Source organism: Gemmatimonadales bacterium (assembly GCA_036279355.1).
GTDB lineage: Bacteria > Gemmatimonadota > Gemmatimonadetes > Gemmatimonadales > GWC2-71-9 > DASQPE01.
Genome location: DASUJH010000056.1, coordinates 1 through 19,553 on the forward strand (window position 1 = coordinate 1; position 19,553 = coordinate 19,553).

General features: G+C 71.0%; 19 protein-coding genes. 13 read left to right on the forward strand and 6 right to left on the reverse strand.

Features of this window, described 5'->3' with window-relative positions:
• The first annotated feature begins 2 nt into the window (after positions 1–2).
• The 3 genes from VFW66_13645 to VFW66_13655 all read left to right on the forward strand — a co-directional run bounded on the left by VFW66_13645 (position 3) and on the right by VFW66_13655 (position 1,115).
• A complete protein-coding gene (locus VFW66_13645) occupies positions 3–122 on the forward strand; it encodes an adenosylhomocysteinase (GenBank protein ID HEX5387742.1) in 120 nt (39 codons plus the stop codon).
• Positions 123–241: 119 nt separating this feature from the next.
• Positions 242–922, forward strand: a complete 681-nt coding sequence (locus VFW66_13650) for a YtxH domain-containing protein (GenBank protein HEX5387743.1) — start codon at positions 242–244, stop codon at positions 920–922.
• A 67-nt stretch (positions 923–989) separates the two neighbouring features.
• Positions 990–1,115, forward strand: a complete 126-nt coding sequence (locus tag VFW66_13655) for a hypothetical protein (protein ID HEX5387744.1) — start codon at positions 990–992, stop codon at positions 1,113–1,115.
• A gap of 39 nt (positions 1,116–1,154) precedes the next feature.
• Here the strand turns inward: VFW66_13655 and VFW66_13660 are convergent, their stop codons facing one another.
• A complete protein-coding gene (locus VFW66_13660) occupies positions 1,155–2,003 on the reverse strand; it encodes a serine O-acetyltransferase (GenBank protein HEX5387745.1) in 849 nt (282 codons plus the stop codon).
• Positions 2,004–2,090: 87 nt separating this feature from the next.
• Here VFW66_13660 and VFW66_13665 point away from each other — a divergent pair, with 87 nt between their 5' ends.
• Positions 2,091–2,477, forward strand: a complete 387-nt coding sequence (locus VFW66_13665; protein ID HEX5387746.1) for a DUF4870 domain-containing protein — start codon at positions 2,091–2,093, stop codon at positions 2,475–2,477.
• Positions 2,478–2,561: 84 nt separating this feature from the next.
• Here VFW66_13665 and VFW66_13670 read toward each other — a convergent pair whose 3' ends face one another.
• The gene (locus VFW66_13670) at positions 2,562–4,634 is read right to left on the reverse strand and encodes a M1 family metallopeptidase (GenBank protein ID HEX5387747.1); all 2,073 of its coding nucleotides are present in this window, start codon (positions 4,632–4,634) and stop codon (positions 2,562–2,564) included.
• A 192-nt stretch (positions 4,635–4,826) separates the two neighbouring features.
• On the opposite strand from VFW66_13670, the gene VFW66_13675 reads away from it, so the two are divergent.
• The gene (locus VFW66_13675; protein ID HEX5387748.1) at positions 4,827–5,864 is read left to right on the forward strand and encodes a formylglycine-generating enzyme family protein; all 1,038 of its coding nucleotides are present in this window, start codon (positions 4,827–4,829) and stop codon (positions 5,862–5,864) included.
• Here the strand turns inward: VFW66_13675 and VFW66_13680 are convergent.
• Positions 5,765–6,469, reverse strand: a complete 705-nt coding sequence (locus VFW66_13680) for a DUF4230 domain-containing protein (protein HEX5387749.1) — start codon at positions 6,467–6,469, stop codon at positions 5,765–5,767. The genes VFW66_13675 and VFW66_13680 overlap by 100 nt on opposite strands.
• A 119-nt stretch (positions 6,470–6,588) precedes the next feature.
• Between VFW66_13680 and VFW66_13685 the strand changes: the two genes are divergently transcribed.
• The 3 genes from VFW66_13685 to VFW66_13695 are packed head-to-tail and all read left to right on the forward strand — an operon-like array spanning position 6,589 to position 9,149.
• The gene (locus VFW66_13685; GenBank protein ID HEX5387750.1) at positions 6,589–7,242 is read left to right on the forward strand and encodes a hypothetical protein; all 654 of its coding nucleotides are present in this window, start codon (positions 6,589–6,591) and stop codon (positions 7,240–7,242) included.
• Between the two features lie 9 nt (positions 7,243–7,251).
• Positions 7,252–8,271, forward strand: a complete 1,020-nt coding sequence (locus VFW66_13690; GenBank protein HEX5387751.1) for an AAA family ATPase — start codon at positions 7,252–7,254, stop codon at positions 8,269–8,271.
• Positions 8,268–9,149, forward strand: coding sequence for a DUF58 domain-containing protein (locus tag VFW66_13695; protein ID HEX5387752.1), 882 nt, complete (start codon positions 8,268–8,270; stop codon positions 9,147–9,149). The genes VFW66_13690 and VFW66_13695 overlap by 4 nt, the downstream gene beginning before the upstream one ends.
• A gap of 23 nt (positions 9,150–9,172) precedes the next feature.
• On the opposite strand, the gene VFW66_13700 is transcribed toward VFW66_13695, so the two are convergent.
• Positions 9,173–10,828 carry a hypothetical protein gene (locus VFW66_13700; GenBank protein HEX5387753.1) on the reverse strand — a complete coding sequence of 552 codons (1,656 nt, stop codon included), beginning with the start codon at positions 10,826–10,828 and terminating at the stop codon, positions 9,173–9,175.
• Positions 10,829–10,936: 108 nt separating this feature from the next.
• On the opposite strand from VFW66_13700, the gene VFW66_13705 reads away from it, so the two are divergent.
• The 4 genes from VFW66_13705 to VFW66_13720 all read left to right on the forward strand — a co-directional run bounded on the left by VFW66_13705 (position 10,937) and on the right by VFW66_13720 (position 15,174).
• A complete protein-coding gene (locus VFW66_13705; protein HEX5387754.1) occupies positions 10,937–11,968 on the forward strand; it encodes a hypothetical protein in 1,032 nt (343 codons plus the stop codon).
• The gene (locus tag VFW66_13710; protein ID HEX5387755.1) at positions 11,955–12,947 is read left to right on the forward strand and encodes a VWA domain-containing protein; all 993 of its coding nucleotides are present in this window, start codon (positions 11,955–11,957) and stop codon (positions 12,945–12,947) included. Before VFW66_13705 ends, VFW66_13710 begins: the two co-directional genes overlap by 14 nt.
• The gene (locus VFW66_13715) at positions 12,944–14,698 is read left to right on the forward strand and encodes a VWA domain-containing protein (GenBank protein ID HEX5387756.1); all 1,755 of its coding nucleotides are present in this window, start codon (positions 12,944–12,946) and stop codon (positions 14,696–14,698) included. Before VFW66_13710 ends, VFW66_13715 begins: the two co-directional genes overlap by 4 nt.
• Positions 14,699–14,763: 65 nt before the next feature.
• Positions 14,764–15,174, forward strand: coding sequence for a HEAT repeat domain-containing protein (locus VFW66_13720; protein ID HEX5387757.1), 411 nt, complete (start codon positions 14,764–14,766; stop codon positions 15,172–15,174).
• Here VFW66_13720 and VFW66_13725 read toward each other — a convergent pair.
• A complete protein-coding gene (locus VFW66_13725; GenBank protein HEX5387758.1) occupies positions 15,107–16,309 on the reverse strand; it encodes a class I SAM-dependent RNA methyltransferase in 1,203 nt (400 codons plus the stop codon). The two genes, VFW66_13720 and VFW66_13725, sit on opposite strands and share 68 nt — an antisense overlap.
• Before the next feature lie 130 nt (positions 16,310–16,439).
• Here VFW66_13725 and VFW66_13730 point away from each other — a divergent pair, with 130 nt between their 5' ends.
• A complete protein-coding gene (locus tag VFW66_13730; protein HEX5387759.1) occupies positions 16,440–19,232 on the forward strand; it encodes an EAL domain-containing protein in 2,793 nt (930 codons plus the stop codon).
• A 30-nt stretch (positions 19,233–19,262) separates the two neighbouring features.
• Here VFW66_13730 and VFW66_13735 read toward each other — a convergent pair whose 3' ends face one another.
• Positions 19,263–19,529 (reverse strand): DUF4242 domain-containing protein, encoded by a 267-nt coding sequence (locus tag VFW66_13735; GenBank protein HEX5387760.1) that lies wholly within the window; start codon positions 19,527–19,529, stop codon positions 19,263–19,265.
• Positions 19,530–19,553: the final 24 nt, after the last annotated feature.

Consider the following 19,553-nt stretch of genomic DNA (forward strand, 5'->3'; position numbering starts at 1 on the left):
AGGTGGCGCGGCTGCACCTCGACAAACTGCGCGCCAAGCTCACCCAGCTCACGCCGGACCAGGCGGCGTACATCGGGGTACCGATGGAAGGGCCGTACAAGCCCGATCACTATCGGTACTGAGCGCGGGCAGCGCCACGCCGCGCGGAGTTTCCAGCCTCGCCACGGCGCATTACTGTGGTACATCGGTACGTGGGCATCGGCGGGCGAATCTCACCGCCCACTCGGGCGAGGGAGGATAGATGAGCGGATACGCAGCGGATTACGAGGACACTACCCCCCGGCGCCGTCGCGGCGCGAGGGCCGCTGGCGGCGCGGGGGCATTGCTCGGCGCCATCGCGATGGGCGTGGCGATCGGCATGCTCACCGCGCCGGAGGAGGGCACCAAGACCCGCCGGCGGCTCGGCAAGCGGCTGAGTGAGCTGGCGGACGATGGCGCGGAGCGGCTCTCGACGCTGAGCGGCGCCGGGCGGCGGGCCGGACGGCACGCCGGACGACAGCTTCGCGGCCGGCTCGACGAGCTGGGCGAGGGGCTCTCCCGGCGCGCGCGGCGGCTCCAGGCCCGGAGTGAAAGCGCGATCGAGGAGCTCAAGGCGCGAATCGACTCGCTGGAGGAACAGTTCGAAGACGCCGCCGAAGAGGCGGGCGACGAGATCGAGGACACCGTCTCCTCCGGCCCCGGCGGTTGGCCCAAGGCGCTGGGCTTCGCGCTCGGCGCAGGCGTCACCTATTTCCTGGTGAGCGAGCGGGCGGCTCCCGCGCGGGCGCGGGTCCAGGATGCGGCCGAGCGGGCGCGCGCCGGTGCTTCGGACAGATGGGACCAATTCCAGCGAGAGGGCGGGTTCCGGCGGTTCAGTGGCGAGCACAATGGTGGGGAGCGGCGGACGAGCGGCGCCACGGAAAATCCGCCGGCCGCGGAGTAGCGCCGAGCGGTTGCCGGCCGACCGGCGGCCGATCTAACTTCTCCGCTTCACCCGAGCGGAGATGAAGATGACCGAGCACGAACCCATCACCCGTGGGACCGTCGCCTACTGGGCCGGGATGGTGCTGCTGATCGTCGCGATCGTCGCGATCGCCGCCATCATCTTCCGCGCGCCGGCAAAGCTGGGAATCTGACGTGCCCCGCGGCGGCGGCTCGCGGGCCTTTCCGCACGCCTACAGATGAAACTCGATGAGGTCGTCCGCGGGCCGCTCCCGGCGCAGGTTGTCGCTGTGGGTCACGACCGAGTTGGGCGGCACGCTGTGGGTGAGCCAGACATTACCTCCGATGATGCTGTCCCTCCCCACGACGGTGTCGCCGCCCAGAATCGTAGCGTTGGCATAGATCACCACGCCGTCACCGATGGTCGGGTGGCGGCGGGTCTGTGAGAGGTTCTTCCGCACCGACGCCGCGCCGATCGTCACTCCCTGGTACAGCTTGACCCCGTCGCCCAGCGTGGCGGTCTCGCCGATCACGATGCCGGTCCCATGGTCGATGGCGAACCGCGCGCCCACCATGGCGGCGGGGTGGATGTCGATCCCCGTTTCCCGATGAGCGAACTCGGTGAGCAGCCTGGGGAAGAGCGGCGCCCCGAGCTCGTGCAGCACATGCGCGATGCGATAGAGCGCGATGGCGAAGAACCCCGGATATGCCAGGATCACCTCGTCCGGGCTCCGCGCGGCCGGATCGCCGAGGAAGATGGCGCCCACGTCGGAGCGGAGCGCGTCGTAGATGGCGGGCAGGCGCCGGAAGAATGCGTCCACCGCCTCGGGCGAGGCACCGCCAGCCTCCGGCGTCCAGCCCAACGCGCGTGCGAGGAGCGCCCGGAGGCGGGCTTCCTCCGCGGCCACGTCGGCCGGCTCGCACCGGCGCGTACGGGCAAAGTGGGGAAAGAGGAATTCCAGCACGCCCCGCCCGAATTCCTCGGCCAGCTCGCGCAGCCCGAGCGGCAGACGGTGGGCCTGCCGAGCTTCGCAAAGGCGCTGGAGAAAAGGGTTGAGGCGCGCGTCGGGCGTAGCGCTCATGAGGCGGAAGCTAATTGACAGCGGCCGTCCCGGGTTGCACCTTGGCCCATCGGTCCCACCCACCTGCACAACTCCGAGGAGGCCTCGATGTCCGCTCCACAGCCCCAGCCCCAGCCGGCTCAGGGAACTGGCCTTGCGCCGAACGTCGCGGGGGCCCTGTCGTACCTCGTCGCGCCGTTCACCGGGATCCTCTTCTACGTGATCGAGAAGCAGAATCCGTTCGTGCGCTTCCACGCCATGCAGTCCATCGTGTTTGGCGTCGCGTGGATCGTGCTCTGGGTTGCGCTGAGCGTCATCAGCGGCGTCGTCCCGGTGGTGGGCTGGATCGCGGGCTTTCTCGCCTCGATCGTGATCGGCATCGGCGGATTCATCGTCTGGCTGCTGCTCATGTGGCAGGCGTTTCAGGGCAAGGAGTGGGAGTTGCCGGTGATCGGCCAGTTCGCCCGCAAGCAGCTCGGTGGCGTATCGGTCTGAGCATCGGCGGGGCGATCGCCGCGGGCGGGCCATCTGCACCGCGGCGGCCTTCCCGCCAGACGCTGGCCGAAGCGCCGTTATCCCTCACTTCCCGATGGCGCGTCCCGCCCGGGGCCACACGTCATTGCCCAGATCCACGTCGGGAAGCGCGTGCGCCGGATCGATTTCGACCCGGGTGATCTTCGGCGTCGCCGGGACCACCAGCGTATAGCGCTTCTGCTCGCCCCCGTTCGGGCCCCACCAGGCGCTCACCGGTACCGTCACGCTGTCGATCCTTCCGCCCTCGCGGGTGATCGCGAGCGGCACCGGCATCACCGCCTTCTCGCGATTCTCCAGTACGATCGCCGTGGAATCCGCACCCGCGCCGCCCGCCGCGCCGGCAGGCTCAACGCTCGCAACCGCCTGATCCAGCTTCCAGGTCTCGTAGAACCACTCGCGCCAGAACCAGTCGAGGTCGCGGCCGGCGACGTCGTTCACCGTATTGAAGAAGTCGGCGGGCATCGGGTGCTTGCCGAGCCAGCGCCGCCCGTACTCGCGGAAGGCGCGCTCGAACGTATCGCGGCCGAGAATCGTGCGCAGCGCCACCAGCACGGACGCCGGCTTGTAGTAGGTGCCGACGCCGAAGCCGAATTCGGTGTCGTATCGATCTCCCGGCTTCATCGACGGCTCTTCCCGGTCTGCCTCGGCCACCTGGAGATAGAAGTCGCGATTCCGCTTCTCGTCGTCGAAGTTCTTGAAGAAGGCATCCATTGACTGCGACTGATCGTACTGGGTGAAGCCTTCGTCCATCCAGCCGTACCGCTTCTCGTCCGAGCCCACCATCATTGGGAACCACATGTGCCCGATCTCGTGGGTGACGACCTCGTACATCGCCGTGCTGTCGGGCCAGGTGCCGCCGATGCAGGTCATCATGGGGAACTCCATCCCGCCGCAGCCGTCGGGCCCGTCCACCGCCGTCATGTGGGGGTAAGGATAGGGCCAGAGCAGATGCGAGTAGAACTCGATCGAGTAGCGCGCGTAGCGGGTAGCCTCATCCCAGTACGAGCGGCGGCCCTCGGTACGATATAACGCACCGATCATCGCGGTGTCCGGACGGCCCGCGGCGCCGCTGTCGGTAATGGCATAGGTCGCGTCCCAGTTGTAGCGCGATGATGTAGCCCATGCGACGTCGCGGACGCTGTCGGCCTTGAAGTGCCAGGTGAGCCGGCCACCGCGGCTGCGCACGGTGGCCAAGCTGTCGGCGCGGTCCTGGTCGGTGACGACGTGGACGACCCCGGCGCTCGTTCGCGCCGAATCGAGCCGTGCGCGGGTCTGCGGCGACAGCACCTCGCCCGGGTTCTGCAGGACGCCGGTGGCCTCGACCAGCCATCCCGCCGGTACGGTGAGCGACACGTCATAGTCGGCGTAGCCCATGTAGAACTCGCCGCGGCCCAGGTACTGGTCGATCTGCCAGCCGTTGACGTCGTCGTACACCGCCATTTGCGGATACCAGTACGAGAGGTACCAGACCTCGCCGTCCTGGCCGCCGCGCGGCGCGGTTTCGGAGGGAACGCGGAACTGCCACTGGAAGTCGAGCTCCGCGGTGCCGCCGGGCGGCAGAGGCGTGGGAAGCCGCAGTTCCATGATCGTGCCGTCCACGCGATAGCCGGGCTCGTGCTCGCCCGGATCCGCCGCGAGCCGCCGCCCCCCGACCGCCACCCGCTGGAACTCGATCCCGCCGAGCCTCGGCGTCTGGATCACGCGACGGGCGTCGGGCTCGAAGATGTTGTTGTACGCTTGGACGTAGAGGACCGCGAGCGTGTCGGGCGAGTGATTGAAGTAGGTGACCCGCCCGTGCCCCGTGAGCTTCTTGGTGAGCGGGTGCAGCTCGGCCTCGAGCTGGTACCTGGCGTATTGCTGCCAGTACCGGGGTCCGGGCACGCCGGTAGTGGTGCGGGTGCCGCGCGACACCGCGCGAGTGAACGCCTCGCTGGGCTCCAGGCGGAACGCGGGCGGCGGCTCGGTCGTGCCGGCGTGCGCGGTGCCGGTGCGATTCGCCCCGGCGTTCGACGCCGGAGCTGGCGCCGGCGCCGGCGGCCGGGCGGAGCTGCACGCAACGCTCGCGGCGACTAACGTGAGGGCGAGCAGGCGGAGCCGGCGAAAGGTGCCAACCATCATGATCTCCAACGCATGGGTACGGGCCAGCCGCGGCCCGGGCCGGATGATGGCCTGACTACGGAGTGGTGGCAAGCGACGTTTCGGCTCGGGCGGGAGATGCCCGCCGCCGCTCCGCGCGGCGGTGAGCCGACGCGGGCTCGCGGCGTCTCCTTCCACATGGGTCGCCGGATACAACACCTGTTTGCGGTCGCAATGAACGTTGTGGCGGCGCTTACCGCAGCATGCGGCGGCGCGCCGCGGCCCGCCTCCGACCCCGCGACTCGCCCCCACGTGAATGCCGACCGGCCGCCCGGCCCCGCCCCCGACGGCATGCAATGGATTCCGGGTGGCACGTTCTGGATGGGGTGCGGCGGCTGCAACCTGCCCGATGCGGTCCCCGTGCATCTCGTCACGGTCCGCGGATTCTGGATGGGGCGGCACCCGGTGACCAACGCCGAGTTCTCCCGCTTCGTGGCCGCCACGGGGTACGTCACCGTGGCGGAGCGCGCGCCCGATCCGACGGCGTTCCCGGGTGTCCCGCGCGACCGGCTCGTCCCCGGCTCTGCCGTTTTCTCACCGCCCGAGCGCGCTCTCCCGATGCTCCGCTATCTCGACTGGTGGCGCTACGTGCCGGGCGCCAACTGGCGGCATCCAGACGGCCCGGCGAGCAACATCGACCGCCGCGCCGACCATCCGGTGGTTCACATCGCCTACGAGGACGCGCTGGCGTATGCGCGTTGGGCCGGCAAGCGGCTCCCGACCGAAGCGGAGTACGAGTTTGCCGCGCGCGGCGGCCTCGACCGGAAGCGATACGCATGGGGTGACACGCTCGAGCCGGGCGGCCGATGGGCGGCGAACATCTTCCAGGGGCGCTTTCCCGTGCGGAACACCGCCGAGGACGGCTACGCCGGCACCTCGCCCGTCGGTGCGTTTCCGCCGAACGGGTTCGGCCTCTACGACATGGGCGGGAATGTGTGGCAGTGGACCAGCGACTGGTATCGCGCCGACTACTACGCCACGCTCGCCGCGGCGCCGGCCCCGGCCGTGGACCCGCGGGGCCCGGCCGCGAGCCTCGACCCGGACGAGCCAGCCGTGCCCGAGCGCGTGATCCGCGGCGGCAGCTTTCTCTGCAGCGATCAGTACTGCACGCGCTACCTCGTCGGGAGCCGAGGCAGGGGCGAGCCTTCGACCGGCGCCTCCAACCTGGGCTTCAGGCTCGCGGCGTCCGTGAAGGTCACGTCCACGCCGTAACCCTCGGTTCCGATCAGCGCGGTGAGCAGTTGCCGCGCGCTCGCCTCGGCGTGCTGCAACGTACCGAGCTCGCGGGCCGAAGTGGCGAGCTGGCTGCGCGCGAGCTGGTAAATCGAGTCCCGGTCGGCAGGATGAAAGGGGTTCCAGAGGCCCCGCTGCTCGTCATACGTCCTGAGATCGGTCACGTCCACCGCGAGCACGGTGGCGTGGGGCAGCACGATGTGGACGCGATGGGCCGCCGGATCCACGCGCACCTCGCTTCCAGCGTCGAGATCGACGCCGGCGAGCACCGTGCCGGTCACCACGACGAGCGACCGCTTGGTGGAGCCGAGCCACCGGTTCCGGTAGACCACGACGTCGCGCGCCGTGGTCTCGCTGGTGAGGAGCTTGGCCACCGAACGCATTCGCTCAACGACCACCGACTGCGAGATGGTGGTCCGCCCAGCGCGCGGAAGGAGCCGGTGCATGACCGGCACCGCGAACGCGCCCCCCGCCGCACGCAGCGCGAGCTCGGCGGCGAAAAGCGCGGCGACGAGCAGCACGAGCGCCACGAGCAGCGTATGCGGGCGTCGCGTTCCGGCGGCTCCCGGTTCCGGATCGGCCATGCGGACCCCTCGAGCGTTGTGGAGGGCGCGCGAAAGCTATCATGGCATTAGCGTTGGTACACGCCGCCCGACACCGCGCGTCCCGCGCCGCGGTCCATCCACCCACCGAGGCGAAGCCGATGCCGCGGATGCAGGCGTTACTGCTCGTGTTGGTGCTCGGCTCCGGCGGCGCGCGGCAGCTGCGGGCGCAAACCATCGAGCTGCAGCCGTTCGTAGGCTATCAGGGCGGCAAGGACGTGTCCGACGCGACGGGGCGGCCGTACGATCTCAGGAGCCACGCGAGCTTCGGGCTCGGGATCGGCATCGACCTGCACCACCCAGTCGAGATCCAGGCGCTGGTGAGCCGGCAGCCGACGGAGGCGCGGCCGAAGGGCTTCAGCGGACCCACCGTCGGCGTCGAGATCACCCACTGGATGATCGGCCCCGCCAAGACACTCAGGCGCCGCTCGCGGCTCCGCCCGTCGGGCGCAGCGTTGATCGGATTCTCCCACTTCGCCACGGACGAACCCGGCGGGTTATCGGTTGACTGGCTCAGTGCCGCCGCCGACGCCGGGCTGGCGTACTTCCCCTGGTCGCACCTCGGGCTGCGCGTAGATGTGCGCGGCTTCTTCGTCTTCACCAACGGCGGTTCGCCGTTCGGGTGCATCGCGCCGGTAGGCTGCGCGCTCAAGTTCACCGGCGACGTGTTCATCCAGCCGGAGGCGGCGGTCTCCGCCGTGTTCGTGTTCGGCCGCACGGGCGCGGCCCTTCGCTCGCCCAACGGACGTCGATAACTTTCACCCATGAGCTACGCCCAATCGTCCACGCGCCCGCGCACCGACGCGGCGCCCGTCACCATTCCCGGCCTCGCCGAGGAGAGCCGGCTCGCCGCGCAGGTACAGGCGGAAATGAGCAAGGTGATCGTCGGGCAGCAGGCGCTGCTGGAGCGTCTGCTGATCGGCCTTCTCGCCGATGGGCACGTCCTGCTCGAGGGCGTGCCGGGGCTCGCGAAGACCCTCGCCGTGCGGACGCTCGCCGCCACCGTGGCGGGCGGGTTCCGGCGGGTGCAGTTCACTCCGGACCTGCTCCCCGCCGACCTCCTCGGCACCCAGATCTACAACCAGCGGAGCGGCGAGTTCACCCTCCAGCAGGGGCCGATCTTCACCAACATCCTCCTCGCCGACGAGATCAATCGCGCGCCGGCCAAGGTGCAGAGCGCGCTGCTCGAGGCGATGCAGGAGAAGCAGGTAACGCTGGGCGGCGAGACGGTGCTCCTGCCCGAGCTTTTCCTCGTGCTCGCGACGCAGAACCCGATCGAGCACGAGGGCACCTATCCGCTGCCGGACGCGCAGGTCGACCGCTTCATGTTCAAGCTCGTGGTCACCTATCCCGCGCGGCGGGAGGAGCGGGAGGTGCTGGACCGGATGAGCACGGAGACCGAGCCCGTCGCGCGGCCCGTGCTCGAGCCGGGGCACGCGCTTGCGCTCCGCCGGCTGGTGCAGTTGGTGTACGTCGACGAGCGGGTCAAGGAATACGTGCTCGACCTGGTGGGCGCCACGCGCGACCCCGCCGCCGCTCGGCTGCCCGAGCTGGGTCCGCTCATCGAGTACGGCGCATCGCCGCGCGCGGGGCTGCTGCTGCTGCGTGCCGCCAAGGCGCATGCGTTTCTGCAGGGCCGCGCGTACGTGCTGCCGGAGGACGTGAAGGCGCTGGCGCTCGACGCGCTGCGCCACCGCCTGATTCGCACCTACCGCGCCGACGCCGAGGGCGTCGATGCCGATCAGATGCTCGGCCGCATCGTCGAGGCCGTACCGGTTCCGTGACGCCGGAGCAGGTCGCCGCCGAGGTGCGGCGCATCGAGATCACCACCCGCCAACTGGTCCGCGATCTTGTCGCCGGTGAGTACGCCAGCGCGTTCCGCGGGCGCGGGATCGAGTTCTCGGACGTGCGCGAATACCAGCCGGGCGATGACGTGCGCGCCATCGACTGGAAGGTCACCGCCCGCCTCGGCACCGCGTACGTCAAGCGGCACCTGGAGGAGCGCGAGCTGGGCGTGCTGCTCGTGGTGGATGCGAGCGCGTCGGGCGCGTTCGGCTCGCGGGTGCGCACCAAGCGCGAGCTGACGGTGGAAGCGGCCGCCGTGCTTGGCCTCGCGGCAGCGCGGAACAACGACCGGGTAGGGCTCGCGGTCTTCACCGACCGTATCGAGCGCTATGTGCCGCCGCGGAAAGGGCGGCGCCACACCCTGCGCGTAGTGAGCGAGCTGCTGGGATACGAACCCGCCGGTCGCGGCACCGACCTCGCCGCCAGCCTTCGCTTTCTCGAGCCGCTCCTCCGCCGCCGCGCCGTGCTCTTCGTGCTCTCCGACTTTCTCGCCGAGGGCTACCTCGATCCGCTCGCGCGGCTCTCGCGCCGGCACGACGTGATTGCCGTGCAGATCGTGGACCCGCGCGAGCGCGAGCTGCCCGACGCGGGGCTCGTGACCCTCCGCGACCCCGAGAGCGGCGCGTGGCGTACGGTCGACACGTCCGACCGCGCGCTTCGCGAAGGTTTTCGGCGCCGGATGCTGGATTGGGACCGCGCGCTCGAGCAGGGGCTGCGCGAGCGTGGCGCGGACCTGCTCAGGCTGGAGACGTCGCGATCCTACGCCGAAGCGATGATCGCGTTCTTCCGGCGGCGGGAGCGGCGCCTCGGGCGCTGAGGGGAAGTAGGCAACGCGTGGAGCTATCGCGCGGCGAGCGCCTCGCGCGCGGCGGCGAGCTCGGGCCGGTCACCATCGGCGTGTGCCATGAGCCGCTCGTATCGACGATAGAATGCGCGGGCGCCCGCGCTATCCCCCGCCGCCGCCGCGGCCCGCGCCGCGCCGAAGAGGCTCCGCGCTCGATTGGGCTGCCGCGCGAGCGCCGCTTCGAACGCGCGCCGCGCGTCCTGGGGCCGGCTCAACTCGAGCAGCATCTCGCCGTAGAGCTCGCGCGCCGGCAGCAATGCGCCGGGAGTGACGGGATGCTTCTCGGTGGCATCGTCGAGGTCCGCCGCCGCGCGGCTCTCCTGGAGCGCGCCGGCGGTGTCGCCGGTGGCGCGCGCGAGCCAGGCGGCCGCGGCCTCCCGCTGGATTCGCACCTGCATGCTCCAGTACGTCTGAGGTCCACCCGTCCGGGCGAGCGCCGCCTCGAGCTGCCCGAGAGTGTCGACCTCGGCGCGTGCGACCACGAGGTCGCCGGCTCGCGCCGCGCCGAGCGCGCGGGCAAATCGGGTGAGCGCCTCGGTGCCGGGCCATGCCGGCGCCGGGTGCACGCTGAGCTCCTCGGCATCGGCCCAGCGGCCCCGCTCGAGCGCATAGCGCGCCGGGATGGCCGCGCGGGCGTAGTCGTAACCGAGGGCCTCCGGTGCCGAGGCATCGGGCGCGGCGTCAGTCGAGTCGACGAGCGCCCCGGCCTCCCGATCCCGGCCCTCCTGCAGGTAGGCGTAGACCAGGTAATCGAAGGCGTGCGCGTGTTCCGGCCAGACGCCGGCAAGATGGTGGCTCCGCTCGTACTCGCCCGCCGCCGCCGCGGCGCGGAGGTTGGACGCAATGGACGCGTCCCACCTTCCCACGCGCGTAAAGATGTGCGAGGGCATGTGCTGCGCGTGCGGCACCGAGGGCGCAATCCGCGCGTAGCGCTCGGCCGCATTGATGGCGCGGGCGGCCAGCGCGGGCGAATCGCAGGCATGAATCAGGTAGTGCGCGAGGCCCGGATGGTCGGGATGGATGCGGAAAAGCGGTTCGAGAATGGCAACGGCCCGGCGCTGGAAGGCGTAGGTCGTGTCGCGGGCGGCGAGCTGACCTTCGGCAATCAGGGCGAGCGCGTAGAAGATGCGCCCCTCCTCGTCCCATGCGTGATGCCGGGCGAACGCTGCCATGGCGTGCTCGTACGCCGCGATCCGGGCTGCGAAGGCCGCGGGCGTGTACCCCCGATAGAACGTGGCGATCGCCTCGGCGTAGTCGCGCTCGCGGGTGTCCGGCCGGGTGAGCCGTACGGCCTGCTCCGCGGCCTCGAGCGCCGACGCGGCTGTCTCGAGCGTGGGCGGCTCCCAGAGCAGATGCAGCGCGCTCATTGCCTGGCCCCAGTAGCCCATCGCGCAGGTCGAGTCGGCGGCCACGACCTGCCGGAACGCGGCGCCGGCCTCCTCGTACCAGAACGAGTGGAGCAGCGCGACCCCGCGGACAAAGAGGGGCCGCGCCTTCGGCGTGCAGGAGACGGGGAACACCACGCGCCCCAGCCGTTCGGGCGGCGCGCCCGCGTGCCCGTGCTCGCCCTGCGCGGCGGCGGCGCCGGGAGCGAGCAGGGCGGGCGCGGCCACGAGCGCGGCCGCGACCAGCAGCCGGCGTGCGGGATTCATGGGAGCCTCCTCGACCGGTTCGCGATACGATGGCATACGGGCCCGCCGCACGCAATCCGGCGTGCACCGGCATTGGACGGCGGCGGCGCGTGGGTCTACTCTCCAGTGATGGCGAACGAATCTCGCTGGTGGCGCGGCGGCGGCCGAACCGGCGCCGCCGCCGCGCTCGCGGGCGGCGCTCTCGCGGCCGGCCTGCTCGCGAGCTTTGCGCGCCCCGCCGCCGCGCAGCAGTGGACCGCACAGAGCTTCGAGGTGGCGCCCGAGCCGGCGCGCGCCACGGTGGGCGATACGGTGACCCTCCGCTTCCGCGTGCACCTCTACGAGCGCGACCTCCTGTCCGACAGCACCCCGCGCGCCGATGCCCTCCCCGACGGCGTGCGCCTGCTTTCGGTCGAGCCGCTCAGGCGGACGGGGCCATTCGTCTACGACGGGCGGGCCCGCGTCGCCTTCTACCGCCCCGGTATCCGCCAGGCGCCGGTGTTCGCCGTGCCCTTCTCTCGCACCGTCGCGAACATCCACGGCTTCATCGTGAGCGACACGGCCACGATGGAGATCGTGCCGGTGCTGCCGCCCGGGGAGCCGGCGCTCAAGGACGTGAAGCCGATCGAGCGAGTGGGCGGCAACGTATGGTGGCCTTGGGCGCTTGCTGGCGCCGTGGCCGCGCTGCTCGCCGTGTGGTGGCGCCGCCGGCGCAGCACAGAGATATCCGCCGCCGCGCTCGACGCCGCATTGCCGGCTGACGACACGCCGCCGACCGTGCTCGGTCCCTACGAAGCGGCGCTCGCGCGGCTCGTGCAGATCGAGCGCGAGCACTGGCCCGCGCGCGGCGAGGTGGCGCGCCACTTCGAGGCGGCGGCCGATGCGCTGCGACGCTATCTCCACGATTCCGATCTCGTGCCCGCGCTCGAGCGCACCACGGCGGAGCTGGTCTGGGCGTTGCCTCCGCATCTCACCGCCGGCGGCCTGCGCGAGCGCTGCGCGGAATTCCTGGGCGAGGCCGACCTGGTGAAGTTCGCCCTCGTGCGGCCCGACGAAGCGGCGGCCGCCGCGTGCCTGCGCGAGGCGCGCGCCCTGCTCGCGGCCTGGCACCGGGCAGCGCGGCGATTGCCCGAGCTGGAGTCGAGCGATGCGATTCGCTGATCCCGCCTTCCTCGTCCTCCTCCTGCTGCCGCTCGGCTGGATCTGGTGGCAGGTACGCGGGCGCCGCCGCCCGCCGGCGGCGCACATCGCCTTCCCTGCGTTCGCGTTCCTGCGCGACGCGCCGCGAACCCGGCGCGCGCGCTGGCGCTGGCTGCCCGACGCACTCCGCCCGCTCGCGCTCGCCTGCCTCGTCGTGGCGCTCGCGCGGCCGCAGGTGACGAGCCAGGTCGCAAAGATCCACTCCCGCTCGCGCAACCTCATGCTCGCGCTGGACATCTCGAGCAGCATGAAGGCCGAGGACTTCCACCCCGGAAACCGAATCGTGGTGGGGCGGCGGGTGCTGAGCGACTTCGTGAAGCGCCGCGACGGGGACCTCATGGGGCTCGTCATCTTTGCCGGCCGCGCGTTCCTCCAGGCGCCGCTTACGCCCGACACCGACCTCATGCAGCAACTGCTGGCCCGGGTGGACATCGGCCAGCTCCCCGATGGCACCGCGATCGGCACCGCGCTCGCCATGTGCCTGAACCAGCTCAAGAACCTCCCGCCCAGGGCGAGCGCGATCATCCTCGTGACCGACGGCGCCAACAACACCGGGTCGCCCTCGCCCGCCCAGGCGGCGGAGATGGCGCGCGCGCTCGGCATCAGGATCTACAGCATCGGCCTGAGCGCCGCGGATACCACGAGCTACGCACTGAATGGAGTCTGGCGCGTCGGCAACACGGCGGCCCGCCTCTCGAGCTCCGACGAGCGGGTGCTCAAGCGCATCGCCGACCGGACGGGCGGCCGCTACTTCCGCGCGACCGATCCCGAAACGCTGGAGCAGATCATGCGCGAGATCGACCCGCTCGAGCGCACCGACGTGACGATTGGCGAGACGCGCGAATACCGGGAACTCTTTCCGCTCGCATTGGCGCCCGGACTCCTGCTGCTGGGCCTCGAGCTCACGCTCGGCGTGGGCTGGCTCAGGACGGTGCCGTGACCGCCGCTGGACTCCGCGACCTTGCCTTCGGGGCCCCGCTCTGGTTGCTCGCGCTCGTCGTGGTGCTGCCGATCGTCGTCTGGTGGCTCGCCCGCGGCGAGCGGCGCCGCGCGGCGGAGCTCGCGGCATTCGGCGATGAGCCGGTGCTCGCCCGCTCGTCGGCGCTGCCCGACCGGGCCCGGCGCCTCGGTGCGCACCTGCTGCTCGCGTGCGCGCTTGGCGTCGGCATCTTTGCGCTCGCGCGCCCACAACTGGGCGAGCACCCCGCCTCGATCGTGCGCGACGGGCGCGACGTGCTCCTGCTGCTCGATCTCTCGCGCTCGATGAACGTGGCCGACGTGGCTCCGAGCCGGCTTGCCGCCGCGCGCACGGCGGCGCTGCAAGTGATGTCCGCGTCGCCCCACGACCGGGTGGGGCTCATCGTATTCGGCGGCAGTGCGTTTCTCCAGCTTCCGCTCACATCCGATCACGCGACGCTCAAGCTCTTCCTCGACCATGCCTCCACCGACGACCTGGGCGATCCCTCTACCGACCTTGCGAGCGCGCTCGCGGCCGCCGAGCGCACCTTTGCGCACGAGGGCGAGCGCGGATACCAGGCGGTGCTGGTCGCCTCCGACGGCGAGAGCGGCGAAGGCGACATCGACACGCCGCTGGCCGAGCTCAAGCGGCACGAAATCCCGGTCTTCACCATCGGCGTCGGCACGCTCGCGGGCGGGCCGGTGCCGGCCGACTCGAGCGAGGCACCCGAGCGCTTCCATCGCGACAATATCGGGCGAGTCGTCGTTTCGCACCTGGAGGAGGCCGACCTGCGCCGCGCCGCCGCGGAGACCGGCGGGCTCTACGCCCGCGCATCGGACCCGCAGGAGCTCCAGGCGCTCGCCACCGGGCTTTCGCGACTCGCGGTGCGCGCCCTCGCCGTGACCCGCAATCGCCGCCACACCGACCGGTACCAGTGGCCGCTCGGCGTCGCGCTTGTCGGGATCGTGCTGGAGCCATTCGTGCGCAGGCGGCGAAAGCGGTCGCGCGGCGCGGCGCTCGTGATGCCCGTGCTTGCGGCCGCGCTCTGCCTCGGTGCCATTGCCTGCGACACCGCGGCCCGCGCCGCCCGGAGGGGCGAGAGGCTCTACGATGCCGGCCGCTGGCCCGAAGCCTACCAGGCGTTCCGCCGCGCGAGCGACGCGGCATCGAACCCGCGCCTCGAGAGCGCCGCCGCGTACGATGCGGCCACCGCGCTCTACCGCATGCGGCGCTTTCCCGCCGCGCTGAAGGAGTTTCACGAGTTGCCCGGCGGCTCGCCGCGGCTCAAGGCGCGCGCGCTCTACAATCGGGGCAATGCCGCGGTGCTCGCCTCCGAAGATGCCGATCCGGGCGATAAGGGCGAGCTGCTCGACCAGGCGGTCACCGCCTACGAGGAGGCGCTCCGGCTCGATCCGCATGATCGCGACGCCAAGTGGAACCTGGAGCTGGCGCTCCGGCGCCGGGGCGATCGGCCCACCGGCAGCTCGTCTGGCCGGGGCCGGCGCGGGGACTACGGCCGCGGACTGCAGAACACGCCGGGTTACGAGGGCAATCCGCAGGCGGCGACGGGCGCCATGGCGGGGGGCGGCTTCGGTTCCGGCGAAGGCGAATCGGCCCAGGAGCTGAGCCCCTCCGAGGCTCGCCAGCTCCTCGACGCGGTGCAGCGCCAACAGTTCTCGAGCCACGGCGGCCGCCCCGCGAGCCGGCCCACCCACGAGGCGAAGGACTGGTAGCCGGGGGTGCGCTTGCTTCTCGGTGCCAACGCGCGCAGGTTGCAATGACACAGGGAGTTCAGGATATGATGAAACAAGTGTTCTTCGGCGTACTCGCCGTGGCCATGTTGGCCGGGCCGGCCGCCGCTCAGCAGAAGGAGCCCTCCTTTCAGGGCCGATCGCTCAAAGCGCTGATCGCGGACCTCAAGTCCCCCTCACCCGAGACGCGGAATGCGGCCGCGTACTCCATCAGCGGCATCGGGCCGGCGGCCGCGCCGGCGGTGCCGGCGTTGATCCAGGCCTTGAGCGATCCGGCCGCCTCGGTCCGCTACCCGGTCTGCGTCGCGCTGCGCGAGATCGGCCCCGCAGCCATTGCCGCCGAGCCGGCGCTCAAGAAGGCGACCGACGATCCGAGCGAGGACGTGGCCTTCATGGCGAGGAAAGCGCTCGAGTCGATACATGGCCTGAGGCCGGCGTATCAGGCGTCGGCACGGTAGCCGTAACGAGTCGCACGCGCACGCCGCCGTTCGAGGTTTCCCACCTCCGCTCGAACCTGAGCCCGACCGCGCCCTCCAGCTCGCGGCTTGAGGACAGCATCGCCACGCGCCAGCCGCCCGCGCGGCGCCGGAGCACGTTGCCGAACTGCGCGTAGAGATTGCGCAGCTCGGCGCGGTCGCCGATGCGCACGCCATAGGGCGGATTGGTGACGACCCAACCGCCGCCGGCCTCAGCCGGGGCGTCGAGCGCCGAGATGGCGGCGCGCCGAAACGCGACGTCTTCGGCCACGCCTGCGCGCTCGGCGTTGGCAGTCGCGGCCGCGACGGCGCCGGCATCGCGGTCCGAGCCCACGATCGGCGCGGGCGCGCGGGGCAGGATGCTTTCGCGGGCGGCGTCCACCAGCCGAGCCCACTTGTCCGCGTCGAAGTCGGGCCAGCGCTCGAATGCGAAGCTGCGCCCGAGCCCCGGGGCCATGCGCCTCGCGATCAGCGCGGCTTCGATCGGGATCGTGCCCGAGCCGCACATCGGGTCAATGAGCGGCGCGCGGCCGTTCCAGCCCGTCGAGAGCAGCATTGCGGCGGCGAGGGTTTCCCGGAGCGGCGCCTTGCCGCTCGCGAGCCGATAGCCGCGCCGGTGCAGGTGTGCGCCCGAGCTGTCGGCGCTCACCATGCATTCGTCGTGTGCCAGGCGCACGACGAAGAGCTGGGCCGCGTGATCCGCTGACTCGCCCGCGGCGTTGCCCGCATCGTCCGCCAGCGCGGCATGCACGGCGCCCGGTACCATTCGCGCGACCGCATCCACGAGTCGCGCCGCGACGGCGCGCTGGTGGTACAGCTTCGACTTGCGTGATGTGACCCGGAACTCCACGGCCGCGCCCGGCGCCACGAATTTTTCCCACGGCACCCGCTTCGCCCGGCGCTCGAGCTCGTGAAAGCTCGAGGCATGGAACGTTGCAATGCGTACGAGCACGCGGCTCGCGGTATGGAGATGGAGGTTGGCGGCGCAAAGGCCCCCGCGGTCTGCCCGGAAGGACACACCGCCCGGCTCGACCGGTCCCGGGTCGATGCCGAGGCGGGCAAGTTCCTCAGCGGCCAGAGGTTCGAGGCCGGGCGGGACGACCGCGTAGCAGTCCATTGCCCAAGGTACACCGCCCGGCATCATCATTGCCCTGAACCATCGCAACGCTCTGAGCCGCCCTCGCTCGTTGCAGAATGCGATCCGCCCGCGCGGTCGCTGGGGGCTCATCCTCGACCGTAGGAGTCCCGTGAGCCCGTCTCTGCGGCACGCCAGTGGGAGCGCCGGACGCGTGGCCCGGGAGGAGACCTCCTCGCTGGGAGCTGACCGGCCCGGTCCCGCCACGCTCGCCGCCGCGGGCTACGCCCTGCTCTACCTCGCCTGGGAGCGCACCGGCTGGGGTGGCGCCGCCCGCGACGTGATCAGCAACATCGCCTTCATGCCACTCAATCTCGCGGCCGCCGTGCTCTTCATGCTCGGCGCCCGGCACGAGACCGTGGACGACGGCGTGCGCCAGGCGCTCAGGCTCCTTGGCATCGCGTTCCTCTGCGTCTTGGCCGGCAACTCGATCTCGACCTACTATATCGTCGGGCTCGCCTCCAATCCGCCGGTCTCCTGGGCCGACGCGTTCTATCTCACCAACAGCCTCCTGCTGCTCTCGGCGCTGCTCGCCTACCCGCGCGCCCGGCGGACCCGGCTCGAGCACTGGAAGTTCGTGCTCGACGCCGCCATGGTGCTGGTGGGCGGCGGGGTCGCCATCTGGTACTTCGCGATCCGGCCCACCGCTGCATCGGATGCGGGCAGCGTCGCCGTCACCCTGCTCGCGTTTGCCTTCCCGCTCGCGAGCCTGCTCGTCCTGCTGGGCGCCACGACGGTGCTGCTCGGCGGACCGCTCGATCCCAATCGCCGCGCCTTTCGGCTGGTCGTCGCCAGCATCGTCCTGAGCATCGTCGCCGACCTCACGTTCGATCTCGCGGTGGTGGAAACGGGCGGCCGGCGGGCGAGCCTCATCGACGCCATTTACCTGCTGGTGTACCTGCTCCTCATCGCGGGCGGCGAGATCTACGCACGGCACCCCGTGGCGCGGCCCGTGGTGGCGCGGGAGCGGGAGCCGCGCACGCAGGAGATGAGCCCGCTCCCCTATCTCGCGGTCGCCACCACCTACGCCCTGCTGCTCTGGAGCGCACTCGACCCGTGGATCCAGCCGGTGAGCGGCATCGCGGCTGGCGCTGTGCTGATTACCGTGCTGGTGGTGACGCGCCAAGTGCTCGCCGTGCGGGAAAACGTCCGCCTCCTCGCCGAGACGTCGGAGCGCCAGAACGAAGCCCGCTTCCGCTCGCTGGTGCAGCACTCGTCCGATGTGATCATCGTGGTGCGACCCGACGGCACCATCCGGTTCGTGAGCCCGTCGGCCACGCGCGTGCTGCGCTATGATCCGCACGCGCTGATCGGCCGCCCACTCACCGATCTCCTCCATAGCGACGACCAGGAGCGCGCCCGCGCCTTCGTCCACGACGCGGCGCTCACACCCGGCGTCACGGCGCCGGAGGAGTGGCGCTTCCGCCAGCCGGACGGCTCCATGCTCCACGCCGAGACGATTGGCACCAATCTGCTCGACGAGCCCACCGTCCGTGGCATCGTGCTCAACACTCGGGACGTGAGCGACCGCAAGCAACTCGAGCAGGAGCTCGTGCATCAGGCCTTTCACGATCCACTCACCGGCCTCGCCAACCGCGCGCTCTTCCGCGACCGGGTGAGCCACGCGCTCGATCTCGCCCGCCGCCAGGGCCGCGCGATCACGGTGCTCTTCCTCGACCTCGACGACTTCAAGAAGGTGAACGACAGCCTGGGTCACGCCGAGGGCGACCGCCTGCTCATCGCGGCGGCGGAGCGGTTCCGCACCTGCGCCCGGGTGACCGACACCGTGGCACGGCTTGGCGGCGACGAGTTCGCCATCCTGCTCGAGGACGGCACCGGCTGCGACGGCGCCGATGGACTCACCGAGCGCCTTGCCGCGGCCATGCAGGCGCCCTTCCTGCTGGGCGGCAACCCCGTCCCGGTCAACGCGAGCATCGGTATCGCAACCGCGGCGGGCGACGAATCGGCCGACGATCTGCTGCGCAATGCCGACGTCGCGATGTACGCGGCCAAGCGGGGCGGCCGCGGCCGCTCGGCCACGTACCAGACGGAGATGTACGACGACGTGCGCGAACGGCTCGAGCGGGAGTCGGCGCTGCGCGCGGCGGTCGAGCGCGAGGAGCTGGTGCTGCATTACCAGCCGATCGTCTGCCTCCGGAGCGGCACCGTGCGGGGCGTCGAGGCGCTGGTGCGCTGGAACCACCCGCGCTACGGCCTTCTCCTCGCCGAGCACTTCGTGCCGCTGGCCGAGGAGACCGGGCTCATCCTCAAGCTCGGGGACTGGGTGCTGCGCGAGGGGTGCGCGCAGCTCCGCCGCTGGCAGTTCGCCCATTCCGATCTCGAGCTCACGATGGCGATCAACATTTCCGGTCGCCAGCTCCATGAACGCGAAATTGTGGAGAGCATCCGCGGCGCGCTCACCACATCGGGCGTGAACCCGGCCATGCTGACGCTCGAGATCACCGAGAGCGTTCTGATGCAGAACACGCCGGCGGTCCTCCAGCGCCTCCGCGAGCTCAAGAAACTTGGGGTTCGGCTCGCGATCGATGACTTTGGCGTCGGCTACTCGTCGCTCAGCTACCTGCGGCAGTTCCCGATCGACATCCTCAAGATCGCGAAACCGTTCGTGGACGACGTGGGCGAGGGGATCGAAAAGGTAGCCCTGGCCCGCGCGATCATCGGGCTGGGTCAGACGCTCAAGCTCAGGACCGTGGCCGAAGGCATCGAGCGCGCCGAGCAGCGGGCGGCGCTGACCGTGCTCGGTTGCGAGCTGGGCCAGGGGCACTACTTCGCGCCGGCGATGGAGCCCGAGCGGCTCGAGTCGTACTTCGCCGAATCGCCCCGGGTGCCCGAAGCGGACGTTCAGCCGGGCGACCCGTGGCTGGTGAGCGCGGTCGTGCTATGAGCCGCTCCGCGGCCGCAGTCTCCTGCGCCCCTACCGGAACATCGCCGGACTGATTTCGAGCGTGACTTCCGAGATCCGGTCGACCGGGATCCCTGCGCGCCGCGCGTGCTCCCGGACCGAGTCGGGGCTCGGTGCGTCGTATTCGCAATAGATCTTTCCGTCCGTATCGGAGACGTAGCTCCGGATCCAGACCACCTCGGGCATGGTGTCCAGCACGTCCAGCGAGCGGTGCGCGGCCGCCTCGAGCTCGTCCTTCTCGAGGTGTCCGACCGTGCGTTCGATGAGGTATCTCGGCATCTCTTCCTCCTGGTACCAAGTTTC